Source organism: Pseudomonas sp. RIT411 (genome assembly GCF_003057735.2).
Lineage (GTDB): Bacteria > Pseudomonadota > Gammaproteobacteria > Pseudomonadales > Pseudomonadaceae > Chryseomonas > Chryseomonas oryzihabitans.
Genome location: NZ_QBIZ02000007.1, coordinates 134,911 through 152,412, shown reverse-complemented (window position 1 = coordinate 152,412; position 17,502 = coordinate 134,911). Strand labels below are relative to the sequence as shown.

The window sequence follows — 17,502 nt, the reverse complement described above, 5'->3', positions numbered from 1 at the left end:
ATTCGCTCCGGAAGCCCTGATGTCCCGTCCCGCCTGCGCCCGCTGCCAGCGTCCCCTGTCGCTCTGCCTGTGCGCGCTGATTCCTGCCCTGGCCAGTCGCACCCGGGTGCTGCTGCTGCAGCATCCCAGCGAGCGGCGCCATCCGCTCAACACGGCGCGCCTGGCCGCCCTGGGGCTCGACAATGCGCAGCTGGAGATTGGCGAGACCTTTCCCGACCTGCCGCTCTGGCTCGCCGATCATGACGCCTGGCTGCTGTTTCCCGGACCCGAGGCGGTCACGGTCGATCTGTTGCCGCCTGCTGCCGTGACCAAAGCGCCACGGCTGCTGGTGATTCCCGACGGCACCTGGCGCAAGGCGCGCTTGCTGCTGCACGCCAATCCGCTGCTGGCGGCCCTGCCCAGGCTTACCCTGCCGCCTGGCGCACCCTCGCGCTACCGGGTGCGCAAGGCCCCGGCGCCGGATGCGCTGTCGACCGTGGAGGCCGTGGTCGCGGCGTTGAATGCGCTGGAGGCGCCGCGCCGCTTCGATGCCTTGCTGGCACCCTTCGAGGCGCTGATCGACGGCCAGATCGCCGCCATGGGGCCGGAAACCTTTGCACGCAATCATGGCGGCGCAGAGCCGCGCGACTGAGGGAATTACCCGGGTGCCGGACCACTCTACCTAGAGAGAGTCAGCAGAGGAGTCACCCCATGTCCCGCTTCCCGATCCGCCAGCACGACGAATTCGCCAGCCTTGCCATGCCCCGTGCTGGCGGTGAACCCGATCAGCCCGATCCGGCGCCCATCCAGCCCAGCGAGCCGGGCGAGCCCACCGTCCCCGATCAGGCACCGCCGACCCCCATGGCCAGAGCCGCCTGAGCGCCGCTGCGTTTCCCATGAAAAAAGGGCGATCATCACTGATCGCCCTTTTTTCATGCCGGTCGCGCGGCTAGCGCCGGGTCTTCTGCCGGAGCAGGTAGACCGTCACCGCCGCGCAGCTGGTGAAGGCCGCTACCCGTGCCCAGACGTAGGGCACCAGCCAGCAGGAAAAGCCCACGCTGATCCACATGGCGACGATGGCGTAGACCTTGCCCTTGAGCGGGATGCCTTCGCCTTCCAGATAGGGCTTGACCCAGGGCCCCAGCCATTTGTGGTTGATCAGCCACAGATAGAAGCGCTCCGAACTGCGCATGAAGCAGGCCGCGGCCAGGAGCAGGAAGGGCGTGGTGGGCAGCAAGGGCAGAAAGGCGCCGATGATGCCCAGGGCCACGCTGAGCCAGCCGAGGCCCAGCAGCAGGTAGCGGACCCAGCCCTTGCGCTGGCGGGGTCTGGGGGTGGCCTCGTCCATCGCTCAGTGACGCGGCTTGAGCAGCGCCGGCTTTTCTTCGGGGGAATGGCAGAGCAGGAACAGCTGGGTCAGCAATTCCGGGATCTGCACCATCATGTCGGCGACCAGGCGACGGTCCTGGGCGATCTCGGAGAACTCCGGCTGTTCGTCGAACAGACCCGAACCCACCATGATCGGCAGCAGCAGCTCGCTGACCTCGTCTTCGGCGTCTTCGAACCACACGGCTTCGCGCAGGAACACGCCTTCCATGAAGCCGATGCACCAGCCGCGCAGTTCGGAGTCGTCCGGCTCGGGGCCGAGATCCAGGTCGCAGGGCAGGTCCAGCTCTTCGTCACTGCCCAGCACGCGCAGGATATGCGCCTTGAGCTGCACCAGGGAGCGCTCGATCTCCTCCTGCTGGGCGGCGTCGCGATACTGCGGCGGCTCGGCGAAGAGGGCGTCGATCCACTCGCGTTCGGGAACCTCTTCCGGGCAGATGGACAGGGCGGTCAGGTAGCCATGGGCGGCTACGTAGTCGAGCGCTTCTTCGTGCAGATCGTCTGCATCGAGAAAATCGCGCAGACGGGTCAATTGTTCGGCGAAGGACATCGGCTACTTACCTCGGAAAGGATTCGAAAGGGCAGAACGGCCGGAATTGTAGACGAGCGCCCCGGTCACGTCGAACCTGACGGCCCGGCGCCGGCCGACGGAAAAGCACCGCCGCAGCGACCTCGGCATCCGTATAATGGCCGTTCCATTCGAGGAGGCTTCATGTCAGAACCTGCGCTGCGCATCCTTAAAGACGTCTTTGGCTACGACGCGTTCCGTGGCAACCAGGCCCGGATCATCGAGCGCGTGGCCAGCGGTGGCGATGCGCTGGTGCTGATGCCCACGGGCGGCGGCAAGTCCCTGTGCTACCAGGTGCCGGCCCTGCTGCGGCCCGGCGTGGCCGTGGTGGTCTCGCCGCTGATCGCGCTGATGGACGACCAGGTCGCCACCCTGCTGGAACTGGGCGTGTCGGCGACCGCGCTCAACTCCACCATGACCGGCGAACAGCAAAGAGCCGTCGCTGCGCAGCTGGAGCGCGGCGAGATCAAGCTGCTCTATCTCGCACCCGAGCGCCTGGTCCAGCCGCGCATGCTGGATTTCCTCAAGCGCCTGCCGATCGCCCTGTTCGCCATCGACGAAGCCCACTGCGTGTCCCAGTGGGGCCATGACTTCCGCCCGGAATACATGCAGCTCGGTCAGCTGGCCGAACACTTTCCCGGCGTGCCGCGCCTGGCGCTCACCGCCACCGCGGATTCCCGTACCCGCGAAGAGATGGCCAGCCGCCTGCACCTGGAGCAGGCCGAGCGCTTTCTCTCCAGCTTCGACCGACCCAACATCTTCTATCGCATCGTGCCCAAGGAGTCGCCACGCAAGCAGCTGCTGGCCTTTCTGGCCGAGCGTCGCGGCGATGCCGGCATCGTCTACTGCATGTCGCGCAAGAAGGTGGAGGAGGTGGCCGAGCAGCTCAGCAACCAGGGTTTTCCGGCCTTGCCCTATCACGCCGGCCTGCCCAATGACGTGCGAGCCGCCAACCAGAAGCGTTTCCTCAACGAGGAAGGGCTGATCATGGTCGCCACCATCGCCTTCGGCATGGGCATCGACAAGCCCAACGTGCGCTTCGTTGCCCACCTCGATCTGCCCAAGAGCCTGGAAGCCTACTACCAGGAAACCGGGCGTGCCGGCCGTGACGGCCTGCCGGCCGACGCCTGGATGGCCTACGGCCTGCAGGACGTGCTGCTGCTGCGGCAGATGATGCAGAACTCCGAAGGCGACGAGCGCCACAAACGCATCGAGCGGCACAAGCTCGAAGCCATGCTGGCATTGTGCGAAGAAACCCGCTGCCGGCGACAGGTGCTGTTGGCCTATTTCGACGAGCACCTGCCCCAGCCCTGCGGCCATTGCGACAACTGCATCGACACCGTGGAGACCTGGGACGCCACCGAACCGGCGCGCCAGGCGCTGTCGGCCATCTACCGCAGCGGTCAGCGCTATGGGGTAGGGCACCTGGTCGACATCCTGCTCGGTCGGGAAACCGAAAAGATCGTGAGCCTCGGCCATCAGCGCCTGGCCGTGTTCGGCCTGGGCAAGGCCCGCGGCGAAGACGAATGGCGCACCCTGTTCCGCCAGCTGGTCGCCCGTGGCCTGGCCGAGGTGGATGTCGACGGCTTCGGCGGCCTGCGCCTGACCGAAAGCTGCCGCCCCCTGCTGCGCGGCGAAGTGCGCATCGAATTGCGCCGTGATCCCAAGCCCCAGCGCGGGCGGGGCAGCAGTGGCAGTGGTTCGGCCAGTGCCGCCAGCCAGTTGGTGCGCGCCGACGAACGCGAACGCTGGGAGGTCTTGCGCACCCTGAGACGCAAGCTGGCCGAGGAGCACTCGGTACCGCCCTATGTGATCTTCCCCGACGCCACCCTGCTGGAGATGCTGCGCAGCCAGCCGCGCTCGCTGGACGAGATGAGCCGGGTCAGCGGCGTGGGCGCGCGCAAGCTGGAGCGCTATGGCCAGGCCTTTCTCGACGCGCTCAATGACGGCGACGCCGCGCCCGCGCCGGTCGCCGACGTGCGCCACGAGGTGCTGACCCTGGTACGCGCCGGGATGACGCCCGAGCAGGCGGCGCGCCAGCTTAATTGCTCGGAAAAGAATGTCTATGCACTATTGGCCGAGGCCATCGCCGGGCAGCAGATCGCCCTGGAGCAGGCCCTGGACCTGCCAGAGGATCTGCTGGCGGAAATCCAGGATGCCTTCCTCGAAGATGAGGGCGAATTGCCGCCGGTAGCCCAGGTCGCCGCGCGCTTCGAAGGGCGGGTGGCGGCGGGTGCGCTGTACTGCGTGCGGGCAGCCCTGCAGGCGGAATTGGCGGACTAGCGAGGCGCGGCGGTTGCCCCGCCATGCCGGTAAACAGAATAATGAGAAAATCCAAGTACAAGGTTTAGCCTGAATGACCCCTACCGATCCACACCTGTTTGGCCGCCAGATCTTCCACGTGTCCCGTGCCTGGCGCGCCGAGCTCGACCGGCGCCTGAGTCATCTGGGGCTGTCTCAGGCGCGTTGGCAGGTATTGCTGAACCTGGCGCGGATGAAGGGCGTCCAGCCCACCCAGCGTGAGCTCGCCCAGAGCATCAGCATCGAGGGGCCGACCCTGGCACGGCTGCTGGACGGTCTGGAAAAGCAGGGGCTGGTCAAGCGCCTGGCGGTCACCGAGGACCGGCGTGCCAAGCGCATCATGCTGACCCAGGAGGCCGGTCCGCTGATCGAGAAGATCGAGACCATCGCCGAAGCCCTGCGCAAGGAGCTGCTCAGCGGCCTGGACGACGAAGAGATCGCCATCTGCCAACAGGTACACCAGCGCGTCCTGGCCAATCTCGAGCGCGGTTGACTGCCGTCTGGCGGCTTGCCCCGCGCGGTAGCGCCCCCCGCCATCAACACCCGCTTCGGCCGAGGCGTCTGGGATCGCCTATCGCGCCCGGTCGCCTTCGCGGTGGGCTTTTCGGCGCGTGCGGCCATCGGTTTGCCGTCTGTCGGTATCGATGCTACGTTCCAGCGTAGCGGAGGCGATTTTTGTGAGCCACCGCGCTAAAACACCGGTTTACTCGAATACCTGACGCAGCGGTATCCATGGTCGCGAAACGCCGTCCCCTTGCCTTTATAATCCTGTCGGCCGCCGCGCTGACCACTCTTCCTCAAGCGGCGTTCGCGCTCGGCCTGGGGGGCATCACCCTGCAGTCCGCTCTGAACGAGCCCCTGCGCGCGCGGATCGAGCTGGTCAATATCGGCGATGCCGATGCCGGGGACTTCCGCATCCACCTGGCGGCGAACGAGGCGTTCGCCCAGGCTGGCGTGGACCGCACCCAGTTCCTCGATGACCTGGTGTTCACCCCGCATCTGCGCACGGCGGCCGGCAGCTACATCGAGGTCACCTCGCGCCGCTCGCTGGTCGAGCCCTATCTCGGCTTCATCGTTCAGCTGGAACAGCCAGGCGGCAAGCAGCTGCGCGAATTCACCCTGCTGGTGGATCCCCCGCGCAGCGGTGGCGCCCCTACCAGCGTCGCCAGTACGGCGCCGGCGCGCGTCCAGCCTGCACCCACCCGCGCCGCCGCTGCGGCCCCCGCCACGGGATCGATGGCTCGACAAGCCGTTTCAGCGCCGCGCCAGGCGCTGGCACCCTCGCCGGATCTGGCTGCCGGGGAAGGCGTCTACCAGACGCGTCCCAAGGACACCCTCTGGAGCATTTCCAAGCGCCTGGGGCCCATGGCGAACCGGTCGGCGGAGCAGCTCATGGCCGATCTGTTCGCGCTCAATCCGGCGTCCTTCGCCAACAACGATCCCGGGCGACTCAAGGCCGGGCAGCGCCTGCGGCTGCCGGTGGGGGTCAGCGAGCCTGCCCCGCGGCAACCCGTGGTGGCCAGGGCCGCCCCATCGCCGGCGCCCACCCCGGTGCCCGCGGCACCGGTCGCCGCCGCGCCGGTGCTGGCACCTGCACCCGCGGCCTCGGCAGCCGCACCAGCGCCCGTCGCGGCCCCAGCCCCGGCAAGCGAAGGGGCGGCGCCACCCGTAACGGCGCCGCAGCCCGCCGCGAGCCCTGCCGAGGACACCAAGCCGCTGCTGGTGACCCAGGACCTGGGTCGGCAGGTCGGCGATCTGGAGGGTCAGCTCACCCAGCTGCAGGAGCGCTACGACGCGCTGCTGGCGCAGAAAGAGGCGATGATCGAACAGCTTCAGCAGGACCGTGACGGTCTGCAGCAGCAGTTGAAGCAGGCGCGTTCGGTGGCCCTGGCCGCGCCGGCGCCGGTAGCCACCCCCGCGGCACCTGCAACGCCAGCGCCGCAGGCGGCACCCGTTGTGGGTTCCACGTCCGACAGCGCCGACGAAGGCCTGCTGTCCCTGCGCTCGCTGTTGCTGGCTGGCGCCGCGGCCATTCTGGCCCTGGCCGGGGTGCTCTGGTGGCGTCGGCGCCAGGCCGAAGAGGCTGCTGTCGACGTGGAGGACGAGGTCGAGCAGCTCGACAGGGCGGAGCCCCTGCCCGAGCCCGTTCTGGCCGCTACCCAGCCGGTGCCTGCCAAGGCCAGGCCGGCGACCGTCGCCAGCCCGGCGCCGGTCGACGATCATGCCGGTCGTGCGGAGATCTACATCGCCTATGGCCGTTACGGCCAGGCGCGAGAAGTGCTGGAAAGCGGTCTCGCCGAAGACGATCGGCGGCAGGATCTGCGGCTGCTGCTGCTCCGGGTACTGGCCACCCTGGGCGAGGCCCAGGCGTTCCGGCAGCACGAACAGCGCTTTCTCGCGCTGGGCGGCGTGGCGGCGAGCCTGACAGTGCTGCATGCCCAGTTTCCCGGGATGTCCGCCGAACCGGTGGACCCCCTGCTGGAAGATGATCTGGACCTCGACCTGCCGGCGTTCGACGCGCCAGCGAGCGAGTGGTCGGCGGAATTGCAATTCGCCGAGCCGGCGGCGCCTGCCCCGGTGACCGAAGAGCACTATGACCTGGATCTGGCCGACCTCAGTCTCGATGAGGCCATTGCCCTGACCGAGGAGCTGGATGCCGATTCCGGGTGGAAGCAGGTCGATGCCCTGGAGGTCAGCCTCGAGGACGACTTCCCCGAAGGCCTGGGCGAGTTGCCGGCGGTCATGGAGCTGGACCTGAGTCTCGACGAGCACTTCATGGCCGACACCATCGCCCGGCGGTTCGCCGAGGCCGAGGCCTGTCTCGACCAGGGCGACGTCCAGCACGCGACCTCGTTGCTGCAGGAGATCGTCAGCGAGGGCAGCGACAGTCAGCGCGAGCGGGCCGAGATCCTGCTGTCCCGCATCGCCTGATCAGAAGCTGTTGCCCAGGTTGATGTAGAAGGCGTGCTCGCCCTGGTCGCTCAGGCCATAGGTGAACTTGAGCGGCCCCAGTGGCGTATCCAGGCCGAGGAACAGGCTGGCTGCGCTGATGTTGCCGCTGTCGTAGTCGTCATCGCGGTTCCAGATCCGCCCCTGCTCCAGGCTGCCACCCAGGTACACCGGGGTGTCCAGCGGGAACAGCGAGCGCTGCGTGAGCTGGTGGTAATAGATCAGTCGCGCCAGACCGTAGTTCTGCCCGGACAGGGCGTCCTGCCGATAGCCCGAGAGCTGCCAGGCTCCGCCCAGCAGGAAGCTGCTGGTCACCACATTGGTGTCGCTGTCGGTCGATAGGGTGCGGCCCAGACCGCCACCCAGCACGAAGGTGTTGTAGCCGTAGCTGAGCGCCTTGTTCAGGTGCAGATCCAGCTGGCGATAGCGCGAATCCGAGCCCAGGCTCGGATCGAATTGCTTGAGCGTCAAGGCCAGGTCCTGGCCCTCGCGCGGGAAGTTCACGTCGTCCAGATCGTCCAGCGAATAGCGCAATACGTAGAAGCCTTCGGTAAAGGACTCCTCGGGTGTCTCTCGCGGGCCGACGTGCACCTTGGTGCTGCCCCAGTCGTGGCCGATGCCCAGGCGTATCTCGGCCTTGTTGCCGATCTGCCTACCCACGTTCAGGCCGAAGCCATAGCGTTCGCGGCGGTATTCGGCGATGGGGTCGTTGCGTTCCAGCTGTTCGATGTTGCGCGCCTCGCCGCCGATATAGGGGGCGATGAAATAGCGTGAGCCGACGTCCAGCGGCTGGTAGAACTCGCTGTAGAGCTCCTGGTGGTCGCCGATCTGCACCCGCGTCAGCCATTCGCCACCCAGGCGATTGAGGCCATTGATGCGATAGCTGGCACCGAAGTTGAAGGCGCTGTCGCCTCGCAGGTCATCCGACAGATTCAGGCCCAGCCGCAGGAAGTCCGTGCCGCTGCGCTTGCCGCGGGCGTAGATCACCAGCACGTTGTCACCGGGGCCATCCCGGCGGATGCGGTATTCCACCTGGTCGAAGTAGTCCAGGCCATAGAGGGTGCTCATGTCATCCTGCAGGCGCTCGACATTGAGCGGTTCGCCCAGGCGCTGGCGGATGTAGTGGCGGATGACCTCGTCCTCGACCTTGGAATCGTTTTCGATGCGGATGGCGTCGATGACCGGGGTGCGGCTGCTAGGTGCACGCGCGGCCGCCACCGCGGTGGTGCGTTCGTTCTTCGCGTCCTTGCGCAGCACCGCGAGCTCGCCGGCCATGGCCATCGTCGCCCGGTAGCCCGCATCAATCAGCGCCTTGACCTCGCTGAAGTCGGCGCTGGTATAGCTGGCCAGCGGCGGCTGGATCAGCAGGTCCTGCTTGCCCAGGGTCGCCAGTTGCGCCTGGGAGTTGTTGCGGGTCATCAGGGTGGTGGACTGATTGAGCACGTCCAGCACCGTGGTCAGGTCCTTGCGCTTGAGCAGCGGGGTGCCGATGTCGACCACCACCACCCGCTGCGCGCCCATGTCCCGCGCCACGTCGATGGGGATGTTGTCGACCATGCCGCCGTCCACCAGCAGCCGGCCGTCGATCTCCACCGGGGCGAACACCGCCGGAATCGACATGCTGGCGCGGATGGCCCGGGGCAGGTGGCCGTGGTCGAACACCACCTTCTCGCCGGTGGTTATGTCCGTGGCCACGGCGCGGAAGGGGATGGCCAACTGGTTGAAATCCCGGGTGTCGCTGGTATGCACGAACAGCTTTTCCAGCATCATCCCCAGGTTCTGGCCCTGGATCACCCCGATCGGCAGGCCCAGGGTGCCATCGTCGCGAAAGCTCAGCTTCTGCTTGACCAGGAAATCGCGGTCGTCCTGCTTGCGCCTGAAGGGCACGTCCTTGCGTGGCGGCTGGTCGGAGAGCACCTGGCCCCAATCCATGTCCAGCGCGATGCGTTCCAGTTCCTCAGCGCTGTAGCCGGCGGCATAGAGACCACCGATCACCGCGCCCATGCTGGTGCCGGCGATGGCGTCGACCTGGATGCCCTGTTCCTCCAGCGCCTTGAGCACGCCGATATGCGCCAGCCCCCGGGCCGCGCCGCCGGACAGCACCAGTCCCACCTTGGGCGGTGGCGCACCCCAGGCCAGGGCGGACAGCAGAAGGCAGACTACGGGCAGCAACAGGCGCATAGGACGGACCACATGGCGGACGGGATCGAGGGCTGCGTATTATAGGGAGCCCAGGCCTTGCGAGGTGTACCGTGGCGAACGCCAAACCTGTCATCACCATCCATTACTGCACCCAGTGCCAATGGCTGCTGCGCTCGGGCTGGCTGGCTCAGGAGCTGCTCAGCACCTTTGGTACGGATCTGGGTGGGGTGACGCTGCTACCGGGAACCGGTGGTGTGTTCGAGATCGCCTGTGGCGGGGAGGTGCTCTGGGAGCGCAAGCGGGATGGCGGCTTTCCCGATGCCAGAACGCTTAAGAACCGGGTCAGGGACCTGATGTTTCCGGAGCGCGATCTGGGGCACGGCGAGGGACAGCGGCGCGAAGGCGGGGATGGCGCCCCCGAAGGGGCGTGAGATCAGGCTTCCGAGCTGACCGTATCCCGTACATCGAGGGTATTGGTGACTGGCGCTGCGGCGGGTGCGCTCACTTCGGCCGCGCGAATCTCGACGGCGTGCAGGCCCTTGGGACCCTGAACGATATTGAAGTTGACCGCCTGGCCCGCCTTGAGTGTGCGGTAACCGTCCATCTGAATGGCCGAGTAATGAGCGAATAGGTCTTCATCACTGTTATCTGCAACGATGAAGCCATATCCTTTGGCGTTGTTGAACCATTTGACCTTGCCACTGAGCATACCGGCTCCCTCTGCAAAGGACTCCAAGCCTGGAGTATCATTCGACTACAGTTCCAGTGAATCCACACAGACGCCACTACAACGGAACCCTTGGTACCTCGTCGGGTACAGGATGTTTGTAACACCCTTTCAGTCTTAGTCAAGGCAAGGCACTAGGCGGCTGAGACGTGGATCAAGCTCTTTTTTTCCTGCTATTCATCCCGTAATTCGGAATCGATCAGAATGCGTGTAATCGACCCCATCCGACTGGCGGCGGACGACAACGAACATCAGGACGGCGACAACGGTGGCCTGGCGGTGCAGGAAGCCAAACCTGCACTAAAACGGCCAGCCAGATATCGCGTTCTGATGTATAACGATGACTACACCCCGATGGAGTTCGTCGTCGAGGTGCTGGAACGCTACTTCAGCATGAACCGCGAAGCGGCTACCCAGGTGATGCTCACTGTGCATACTCAGGGAAAGGCGGTCTGCGGAACATTTACTCGCGATGTCGCTGAAACCAAGGCCATGCAAGTCAATCAATATGCGAGGGAGTGCAACCACCCGCTGCTGTGTGAAATCGAAATCGAAAGTTAGATCTGTGCTGCTTGGGCTACTGTGCTGCTTGGGCTATGAGGTGAAGCTATGTTGAATCGTGAGCTCGAAGTCACCCTGAATCTCGCCTTCAAGGAGGCGAGGACGAAGCGTCATGAATTCATGACCGTTGAGCACCTCCTGCTGGCGCTGCTGGACAACGAAGCGGCCGCCACCGTGTTGAGAGCCTGCGGCGCCAACATCGATCGCCTGCGTCGCGATCTGTTGGAATTCATAGATTCCACCACGCCCCTGATTCCACAGCAGGATGACGAGCGCGAAACGCAACCGACGCTGGGCTTCCAGCGGGTCCTGCAGCGTGCGGTCTTCCACGTGCAGAGCTCGGGCAAGCGCGAAGTGACCGGGGCCAACGTCCTGGTGGCCATCTTCAGCGAACAGGAAAGCCAGGCGGTGTTCCTGCTCAAGCAGCAGAGCGTGGCGCGGATCGACGTGGTCAACTTCATCGCCCACGGCATCTCCAAGGTGCCCGGCGCCGCCCCTGAAGCCGAACAGGATCAGGACGCCGCCGAGGAGGAGGGTGCCGAGCCCAGTTCCTCCAACAATCCGCTCGAAGCCTACGCCAGCAACCTCAACGAGCAGGCGCGGCAGGGCCGCATCGATCCACTGGTCGGCCGCGAGCACGAAGTCGAGCGCGTTGCCCAGATCCTCGCCCGGCGTCGCAAGAACAATCCGCTGCTGGTGGGTGAGGCCGGGGTCGGCAAGACCGCCATCGCCGAAGGCCTGGCCAAGCGCATCGTCGACGGTCAGGTCCCCGATCTGCTGGCGGACAGCGTGGTCTACTCCCTGGACCTCGGTGCCCTGCTGGCCGGCACCAAGTACCGTGGTGACTTCGAGAAGAGATTCAAAGCCCTGCTGGCCGAGCTGAAGAAACGGCCCCATGCCGTGCTCTTCATCGACGAGATCCACACCATCATCGGTGCCGGCGCGGCCTCGGGCGGGGTGATGGATGCCTCCAACCTGCTCAAGCCGCTGCTGTCCTCCGGTGAGATCCGCTGCATCGGCTCCACCACCTTCCAGGAATTCCGCGGTATCTTCGAAAAGGACCGGGCACTGGCTCGGCGCTTCCAGAAGGTCGACGTGGTCGAGCCCTCGGTGGACGACACCTACGGCATCCTGCGTGGCCTCAAGGGGCGCTTCGAGCAGCATCACCACATCGAGTACACCGATGAGGCGCTGCGTGCGGCAGCCGAGCTGGCCGCCCGCTACATCAACGACCGCCACATGCCTGACAAGGCCATCGACGTCATCGACGAAGCCGGCGCCTATCAGCGCCTGCAGCCCGAGGATCGGCGCGCCGAGCGCATCGACGTGCAGCAGGTCGAGGACATCGTCGCCAAGATCGCGCGGATTCCCCCCAAGACCGTCAACAGTTCCGACAAGGAGCTGCTCCGCAACTTGGAGCGTGACCTCAAGCTGACCGTGTTCGGTCAGGACCTGGCGATCGAATCCCTGTCCACTGCCATCAAGCTGTCCCGTGCCGGTCTGAAGTCGCCGGACAAGCCGGTCGGTTCCTTCCTCTTCGCAGGTCCCACCGGCGTGGGCAAGACCGAGGTGGCGCGGCAGCTGGCCAAGGCCATGGGTGTGGAGCTGGTGCGCTTCGACATGTCCGAGTACATGGAGCGGCATACCGTGTCCCGGCTGATCGGTGCGCCCCCCGGCTATGTCGGTTTCGACCAGGGTGGCCTGCTGACCGAGGCCATCACCAAGACGCCGCACTGCGTGCTCCTGCTCGACGAGATCGAGAAGGCCCACCCCGAGGTGTTCAACCTGCTCCTGCAGGTCATGGACCACGGCACCCTGACGGACAACAACGGTCGCAAGGCCGACTTCCGTAACGTGATCCTGATCCTGACCACCAACGCCGGTGCCGAAACCGCATCCCGTGCCTCCATTGGCTTCACGCTGCAGGATCACACCACGGATGCCATGGAAGTTATCAAGAAGAGCTTCACGCCAGAGTTCCGCAACCGTCTGGACACGATCATCCAGTTCGGCCGCCTGAGCACCGAAGTCATCAAGAGCATCGTCGACAAGTTCCTCACCGAACTCCAGGCGCAACTCGAGGACAAGCGTGTGCAGCTTGAGGTCAGCGATGCGGCCCGTGGCTGGCTGGCAGAGCGTGGCTATGACGTGCAGATGGGTGCTCGTCCCATGGCGCGCCTCATCCAGGACAAGATCAAGCGGCCGCTGGCCGAACAGATCCTGTTTGGCGATCTGGCCGACCATGGCGGTATCGTGCACATCGATGCGGTGAACGACGAGCTGGAGTTCGAGTTCGAGACCACGGCCGAGCCTGCCTGAGGGCAGGTCGCGGTTTACAATCGCTCATGAAAAAGCCCGGCATCGCCGGGCTTTTTCATGAAAGGATTCGCTTAACGCGCGCGGTAGGTGATCCGGCCCTTGCTCAGATCGTAAGGCGTCAGCTCCACGCGAACCTTGTCCCCCGTCAGGATGCGGATGTAGTTCTTACGCATCTTTCCGGAGATGTGCGCGGTGACGACGTGCCCATTTTCCAACTCCACGCGAAACATGGTGTTGGGCAGGGTGTCGACGACAGTACCTTCCATTTCGAAGCTGTCTTCTTTCGACATATATAGAAAAGCCCTCGGTGACAAGATAGGCCCAGAGCAGTCCGGGCGAAAAAGGCCCATATTCTGACAGAAATTCAGAAAAAGCGCTATTTCGTCAGGCCAGGGCGACCCAGCGCTGATTGACGAAGAGCTCGATGGGGCGATACTCGGTCTTATAGGACATCTTGCGACACCCTTTGATCCAGTAACCGAGATAAACCGCATCCAGGCCAAGGCGCCGGGATTCCGCGATCTGCCAGAGGATGCCGAAGACGCCGAGGCTGCGCTTCTCCTCGCTGGGATCGTAGAAGGTATAGACGGCCGACATGCCGTTGGGCAGGACATCGGTGACGGCGATTCCGATCAGACGATCTTCCACCCGCATCTCATAGAAGAAGGCGTAGGGCAGGTTGCTGACCAGGAAGGTGGAGAACTGGCCGCGACTCGGCGGGAACATGTCGCCGTCGGCGTGCCGCTCGCTGATGTAGCGGGCGTACAGCTGATAGCGCTCTTCGGTGAAGCCCGGGTCGCAGCGGCTGACCTTGATGTCAAGGTTGCGCTTGAGAACGCGATTCTGCTTGCGGCTGGGGCGAAAGCGGGCGACGGGAATGCGGGCGGGGACACAGGCCTTGCAGAGCTGGCAGTGAGGACGATAGAGGTGGTCGCCACTGCGGCGGAAGCCCAGTTCGGACAACTCCGCGTAGATCTGGCCGTTCATGGGCTGCGAGGGGTCGAGAAACAGCGTGGTCGCCTGCTCGTTGGGCAGGTAACTGCAAGCGTGAGGCTGGGTTGCGTAGAACTTGAGTCTCGCCAGCTCGGTCATGTCGAACCTCTACATAAGCCTAGCCTGAGTGTAAGTCACCCGCAGAAGGTAGGCCAGGCGGCCATGCTGGCCTGATCCAGGTATTTGGCCAGGTATTCGGAAAAGCGTTCCCGAGAGAGACTGCTCGCACCGAGACTCTGCAGATGTGCGGTTTGCATCTGGCAGTCGATCATCACGAAGCCCCAGGCCGCCAGGTCCCGGACCAGGGTCACGAAGCCGATCTTGGAGGCGTTGTCGACGTGGCTGAACATGGATTCGCCGAAGAACAGCTTGCCCATGGCGATGCCATAGAGGCCGCCGACGAGCTGGTCGCCGTCCCAGACCTCCACGGAGTGGGCCCAGCCCTGGGTGTGCAGTTGCTGGTATGCCTGACGCATCTCCGCGGTGATCCAGGTGCCGTCCGCATCGCGGCGCGGACCGGCGCAGGCCAGGATCACCCGCTCGAACGCCTGGTCGTAGGTGACCCGCAGCGGCGTTTTGCGCAGAGTCTTGGCCAGGCTGCGAGAGACGTGCAGATCCGGCGGAAAAAGCACCGTCCGCGGATCCGGCGACCACCAGAGCAGGGGCTGGCCGGCCTGGTACCAGGGAAAGCAGCCATGTCGATAGGCGCTGATCAGGCGCGCCGCACTCAGGTCGCCGCCGATGGCCAGCAGGCCGTTGGGTTCGCGTAGCGCCTGCTGCAGCGGCGGAAAGTCGGGGCTTTCGCGGGTCAGCCATTTCACCATGGTAGGGGAGGGCGCCTTCTGATGGGTGGAGCCGAAGCTGTGCCGCTTGTGCGTAACAAGCTCAAGAAATCGTCATAACTCTTTGTCAGGACAACGAAAGAATGCTCCAATGTTGTGCCTGAAGGCGGTTCCGGTACGGCCGGCCGCTATCGTGCCATGTTTCGCCGTGGGACTGTAGAAGCAGGGCCCGGGCGATCTAGAATGGCGCACTGTTTTTGATTCACGGTCACACGTTCCGTGTGCGGGAAAAGCGCGCTTGAAGCAATCCAGTTCTGTCAGCCACGTCAACCAATGGCGTGAGCATCTGCATTATCGTCTCAAGGAGGTGGTGCTCATCGCACTGGCCGCCTTGTGCCTGTATCTGCTCATGGCTCTGCTGAGCTACGACCCCTCCGATCCGGGCTGGACCCACACCAGTCGCATCGATCAGGTCCATAACACCGCGGGCCGCGCCGGCGCCTGGCTGGCCGACGTGCTGTTCATGGCCCTCGGCTATTTCGCCTTTGTGTTTCCCGTACTGCTCGCCGTCAAGACCTGGCAGATCTTCCGCAAGCGGCATCTGCCCTGGGAATGGAGCGGCTGGCTGTTTTCCTGGCGGCTGACCGGCCTGGTGCTGCTGGTGATCTCGGGTTCGGTACTGGCCTATATCCACTTCCATGCGGCCTCGGCGCTGCCGGCGTCCGCCGGCGGCGCGCTGGGCGAGAGCCTGGGGCAGCTGTCGGTCGCCGCCCTCAATGTCCAGGGCAGCACGCTGCTGTTCCTCGCGCTGTTCCTGCTGGGGCTCACCGTCTTCACCGACCTGTCCTGGTTCAAGGTGATGGATTTCACCGGCAAGGTCGTGCTCGATCTGCTGGATCTGGTGCAGGGTGGCTTCAGCCGCCTGGCCGGCGGTCGCCGTCAGGCTCCGGAGCTGGACGTCTTCGACGAGCCGGTGTCACCGCCGGTGGCCCGCAAGAGCAAGGCGCGTGACGTGCCGGTTCCGGTCGCCGACGAAGACCTCGACGACCTGCTCGACATCGCGCCCCCGCCACGGGTCGAGCGCGCCGCGCCGCGCATCGAGATGCCGGCGCCCAGTCGCTTCGTCGCCGAGCCGGCGGAGTCCGTACCAGTTGCAGCCGCACCCGTCGCGGCGGCTGCCAGCGTGGCCATGCCCAGCCCGCCGCCGCGCAAGGCTGCGCCGGCGCCAGCCCCTGCGCCTTATGCGCCGGCAGCCGCCGTCACCCGTGTCGATGCGGACCTGGAGGGCACCCTGCCGCCGCTATCAATCCTGGATCGCGCCGAAAAGAAACAGCAGAGCTACTCGCCGGAATTCCTCGAAAACATGTCGCGCCTGCTGGAGGTCAAGCTCAAGGAGTTCGGCGTCGAGGTGCTGGTGGAGAGCGTCCATCCCGGCCCGGTGATCACCCGCTTCGAGATTCAGCCGGCGGCCGGGGTCAAGGTCAGTCGCATCTCCAACCTGGCCAAGGACCTGGCGCGCTCCCTCGCCGTGTTCAGCGTCCGGGTGGTGGAAGTCATTCCCGGCAAGACCACCGTGGGTATCGAGATTCCCAACGAGGATCGCCAGATGGTGCGCTTCTCCGAGGTGCTCGAATCGCCCGAGTACGCGGCTGCCAAGTCGCCCGTCACCCTGGCCCTGGGTCACGACATCGGCGGCAAGCCGGTGATCACCGACCTGGCCAAGATGCCGCACCTGCTGGTCGCCGGTACCACCGGCTCCGGTAAGTCGGTGGGCGTGAACGCCATGCTGCTGTCGATCCTGTTCAAGTCCAGCCCGGAAGACGCGCGGCTGATCATGATTGATCCCAAGATGCTGGAACTCTCGATCTACGAGGGCATTCCGCACCTGCTCTGTCCGGTGGTCACCGACATGAAGGAAGCCGCCAACGCCCTGCGCTGGAGCGTGGCGGAGATGGAGCGGCGCTACAAGCTGATGGCGGCCATGGGCGTGCGTAACCTGGCCGGCTTCAACCGCAAGGTGAAGGACGCCGAGGAAGCGGGCACGCCGCTGACCGATCCGCTCTATCGTCGCGAGAGCATGGACGACGAGGCGCCGCTACTGAAGACCCTGCCGACCATCGTGGTGGTGGTGGACGAATTCGCCGACATGATGATGATCGTCGGCAAGAAGGTCGAAGAGCTGATCGCGCGGATCGCGCAGAAGGCGCGAGCGGCTGGCATCCACCTGATCCTGGCCACCCAGCGTCCCTCGGTGGACGTCATCACCGGTCTGATCAAGGCCAACATCCCGACGCGGATGGCCTTCCAGGTGTCGAGCAAGATCGACTCCCGGACCATTCTCGACCAGGGCGGCGCCGAACAGCTGCTTGGTCACGGTGACATGCTCTATCTGCCGCCGGGTACCGGCCTGCCGATTCGCGTCCACGGCGCCTTCGTGTCCGACGACGAGGTCCATCGCGTGGTCGAGGCCTGGAAGGAGCGCGGCGCCCCCGACTACATCGAAGACATCCTCAGCGGCCCGGACGAGGGCGGCGGGGCAGGCTTCGAGGGGGGTGGTGGCGAAGGCGGCGAGAGCGACGAGGACGATCCGCTCTACGACGAAGCGGTGCGCTTCGTCACCGAGAGTCGCCGGGCTTCCATCTCCGCGGTCCAGCGCAAGCTCAAGATCGGTTACAACCGGGCGGCACGCATGATCGAAACCATGGAAATGGCCGGTGTCGTATCGCCCATGAACACCAACGGCTCGCGTGAGGTCACAGCGCCTGCTCCGGTGAGAGACTGACATCCATGAGGAC

Annotated in this window: 16 protein-coding genes; 9 read left to right on the top strand and 7 right to left on the bottom strand. The window is 65.2% G+C overall.

Annotation, left to right across the window (positions count from 1 at the left end; translation table 11 throughout):
- Positions 1-19 precede the first annotated feature (19 nt).
- The gene (locus DBY63_RS12680; protein WP_007162288.1) at positions 20-631 is read left to right on the top strand and encodes a tRNA-uridine aminocarboxypropyltransferase; all 612 of its coding nucleotides are present in this window, start codon (positions 20-22) and stop codon (positions 629-631) included.
- Between the two features lie 59 nt (positions 632-690).
- Positions 691-858, top strand: a complete 168-nt coding sequence (locus DBY63_RS25000) for a hypothetical protein (RefSeq protein WP_007162289.1) — start codon at positions 691-693, stop codon at positions 856-858.
- 70 nt (positions 859-928) lie between these two features.
- Here DBY63_RS25000 and DBY63_RS12675 read toward each other — a convergent pair whose 3' ends face one another.
- On the bottom strand, positions 929-1,327 hold the full coding sequence (locus DBY63_RS12675) for a YbaN family protein (RefSeq protein ID WP_007162290.1): 399 nt from the start codon (positions 1,325-1,327) through the stop codon (positions 929-931).
- Between the two features lie 3 nt (positions 1,328-1,330).
- The gene (locus DBY63_RS12670; protein ID WP_007162291.1) at positions 1,331-1,915 is read right to left on the bottom strand and encodes a YecA family protein; all 585 of its coding nucleotides are present in this window, start codon (positions 1,913-1,915) and stop codon (positions 1,331-1,333) included.
- Positions 1,916-2,077: 162 nt separating this feature from the next.
- Here DBY63_RS12670 and recQ point away from each other — a divergent pair, with 162 nt between their 5' ends.
- The 3 genes from recQ to DBY63_RS12655 all read left to right on the top strand — a co-directional run bounded on the left by recQ (position 2,078) and on the right by DBY63_RS12655 (position 7,165).
- Complete coding sequence (gene recQ, locus DBY63_RS12665) at positions 2,078-4,216, top strand: DNA helicase RecQ (protein ID WP_027597790.1); 2,139 nt, start codon at positions 2,078-2,080, stop codon at positions 4,214-4,216.
- Positions 4,217-4,289: 73 nt separating this feature from the next.
- Positions 4,290-4,727 (top strand): MarR family transcriptional regulator, encoded by a 438-nt coding sequence (locus DBY63_RS12660; protein WP_007162293.1) that lies wholly within the window; start codon positions 4,290-4,292, stop codon positions 4,725-4,727.
- Positions 4,728-4,966: 239 nt separating this feature from the next.
- Positions 4,967-7,165, top strand: coding sequence for a FimV/HubP family polar landmark protein (locus DBY63_RS12655; protein WP_108582040.1), 2,199 nt, complete (start codon positions 4,967-4,969; stop codon positions 7,163-7,165).
- Here the strand turns inward: DBY63_RS12655 and DBY63_RS12650 are convergent, their stop codons facing one another.
- Positions 7,166-9,364, bottom strand: coding sequence for a patatin-like phospholipase family protein (locus tag DBY63_RS12650; RefSeq protein WP_027597792.1), 2,199 nt, complete (start codon positions 9,362-9,364; stop codon positions 7,166-7,168).
- Between the two features lie 71 nt (positions 9,365-9,435).
- On the opposite strand from DBY63_RS12650, the gene DBY63_RS12645 reads away from it, so the two are divergent.
- Positions 9,436-9,756: a SelT/SelW/SelH family protein gene (locus tag DBY63_RS12645; RefSeq protein WP_108582041.1), complete on the top strand. Its 321-nt coding sequence runs from the start codon at positions 9,436-9,438 to the stop codon at positions 9,754-9,756.
- A 2-nt stretch (positions 9,757-9,758) separates the two neighbouring features.
- On the opposite strand, the gene cspD is transcribed toward DBY63_RS12645, so the two are convergent.
- A complete protein-coding gene (gene cspD / locus DBY63_RS12640) occupies positions 9,759-10,034 on the bottom strand; it encodes a cold shock domain-containing protein CspD (RefSeq protein WP_007162297.1) in 276 nt (91 codons plus the stop codon).
- A 222-nt stretch (positions 10,035-10,256) separates the two neighbouring features.
- On the opposite strand from cspD, the gene clpS reads away from it, so the two are divergent.
- Both clpS and clpA read left to right on the top strand, forming a co-directional pair.
- On the top strand, positions 10,257-10,613 hold the full coding sequence (gene clpS, locus DBY63_RS12635; RefSeq protein ID WP_007162298.1) for an ATP-dependent Clp protease adapter ClpS: 357 nt from the start codon (positions 10,257-10,259) through the stop codon (positions 10,611-10,613).
- Positions 10,614-10,661: 48 nt separating this feature from the next.
- Positions 10,662-12,932 (top strand): ATP-dependent Clp protease ATP-binding subunit ClpA, encoded by a 2,271-nt coding sequence (gene clpA / locus DBY63_RS12630; RefSeq protein ID WP_007162299.1) that lies wholly within the window; start codon positions 10,662-10,664, stop codon positions 12,930-12,932.
- Positions 12,933-13,003: 71 nt separating this feature from the next.
- On the opposite strand, the gene infA is transcribed toward clpA, so the two are convergent.
- The 3 genes from infA to aat form a co-directional block, all read right to left on the bottom strand.
- Positions 13,004-13,222, bottom strand: a complete 219-nt coding sequence (infA, locus tag DBY63_RS12625; protein ID WP_002553999.1) for a translation initiation factor IF-1 — start codon at positions 13,220-13,222, stop codon at positions 13,004-13,006.
- Between the two features lie 94 nt (positions 13,223-13,316).
- On the bottom strand, positions 13,317-14,024 hold the full coding sequence (locus DBY63_RS12620; protein WP_007162300.1) for an arginyltransferase: 708 nt from the start codon (positions 14,022-14,024) through the stop codon (positions 13,317-13,319).
- Between the two features lie 35 nt (positions 14,025-14,059).
- A complete protein-coding gene (gene aat / locus DBY63_RS12615; protein WP_077173029.1) occupies positions 14,060-14,749 on the bottom strand; it encodes a leucyl/phenylalanyl-tRNA--protein transferase in 690 nt (229 codons plus the stop codon).
- Positions 14,750-15,005: 256 nt separating this feature from the next.
- Between aat and DBY63_RS12610 the strand changes: the two genes are divergently transcribed.
- The gene (locus DBY63_RS12610; protein WP_108582042.1) at positions 15,006-17,489 is read left to right on the top strand and encodes a DNA translocase FtsK; all 2,484 of its coding nucleotides are present in this window, start codon (positions 15,006-15,008) and stop codon (positions 17,487-17,489) included.
- Positions 17,490-17,502: the final 13 nt, after the last annotated feature.

Excerpts from the sequence above, each read along its gene's own strand:
- DBY63_RS12680 (WP_007162288.1), top strand. The coding sequence starts at position 20 with ATGTCCCGTCCCGCCTGCGCCCGCTGCCAGCGTCCCCTGTCGCTCTGC.
- DBY63_RS25000 (WP_007162289.1), top strand. The coding sequence starts at position 691 with ATGTCCCGCTTCCCGATCCGCCAGCACGACGAATTCGCCAGCCTTGCC.
- DBY63_RS12675 (WP_007162290.1), bottom strand. The coding sequence starts at position 1,327 with ATGGACGAGGCCACCCCCAGACCCCGCCAGCGCAAGGGCTGGGTCCGC.
- DBY63_RS12670 (WP_007162291.1), bottom strand. The coding sequence starts at position 1,915 with ATGTCCTTCGCCGAACAATTGACCCGTCTGCGCGATTTTCTCGATGCA.
- recQ (WP_027597790.1), top strand. The coding sequence starts at position 2,078 with ATGTCAGAACCTGCGCTGCGCATCCTTAAAGACGTCTTTGGCTACGAC.
- DBY63_RS12660 (WP_007162293.1), top strand. The coding sequence starts at position 4,290 with ATGACCCCTACCGATCCACACCTGTTTGGCCGCCAGATCTTCCACGTG.
- DBY63_RS12655 (WP_108582040.1), top strand. The coding sequence starts at position 4,967 with ATGGTCGCGAAACGCCGTCCCCTTGCCTTTATAATCCTGTCGGCCGCC.
- DBY63_RS12650 (WP_027597792.1), bottom strand. The coding sequence starts at position 9,364 with ATGCGCCTGTTGCTGCCCGTAGTCTGCCTTCTGCTGTCCGCCCTGGCC.
- cspD (WP_007162297.1), bottom strand. The coding sequence starts at position 10,034 with ATGCTCAGTGGCAAGGTCAAATGGTTCAACAACGCCAAAGGATATGGC.
- clpS (WP_007162298.1), top strand. The coding sequence starts at position 10,257 with ATGCGTGTAATCGACCCCATCCGACTGGCGGCGGACGACAACGAACAT.
- clpA (WP_007162299.1), top strand. The coding sequence starts at position 10,662 with ATGTTGAATCGTGAGCTCGAAGTCACCCTGAATCTCGCCTTCAAGGAG.
- infA (WP_002553999.1), bottom strand. The coding sequence starts at position 13,222 with ATGTCGAAAGAAGACAGCTTCGAAATGGAAGGTACTGTCGTCGACACC.
- DBY63_RS12620 (WP_007162300.1), bottom strand. The coding sequence starts at position 14,024 with ATGACCGAGCTGGCGAGACTCAAGTTCTACGCAACCCAGCCTCACGCT.
- aat (WP_077173029.1), bottom strand. The coding sequence starts at position 14,749 with ATGGTGAAATGGCTGACCCGCGAAAGCCCCGACTTTCCGCCGCTGCAG.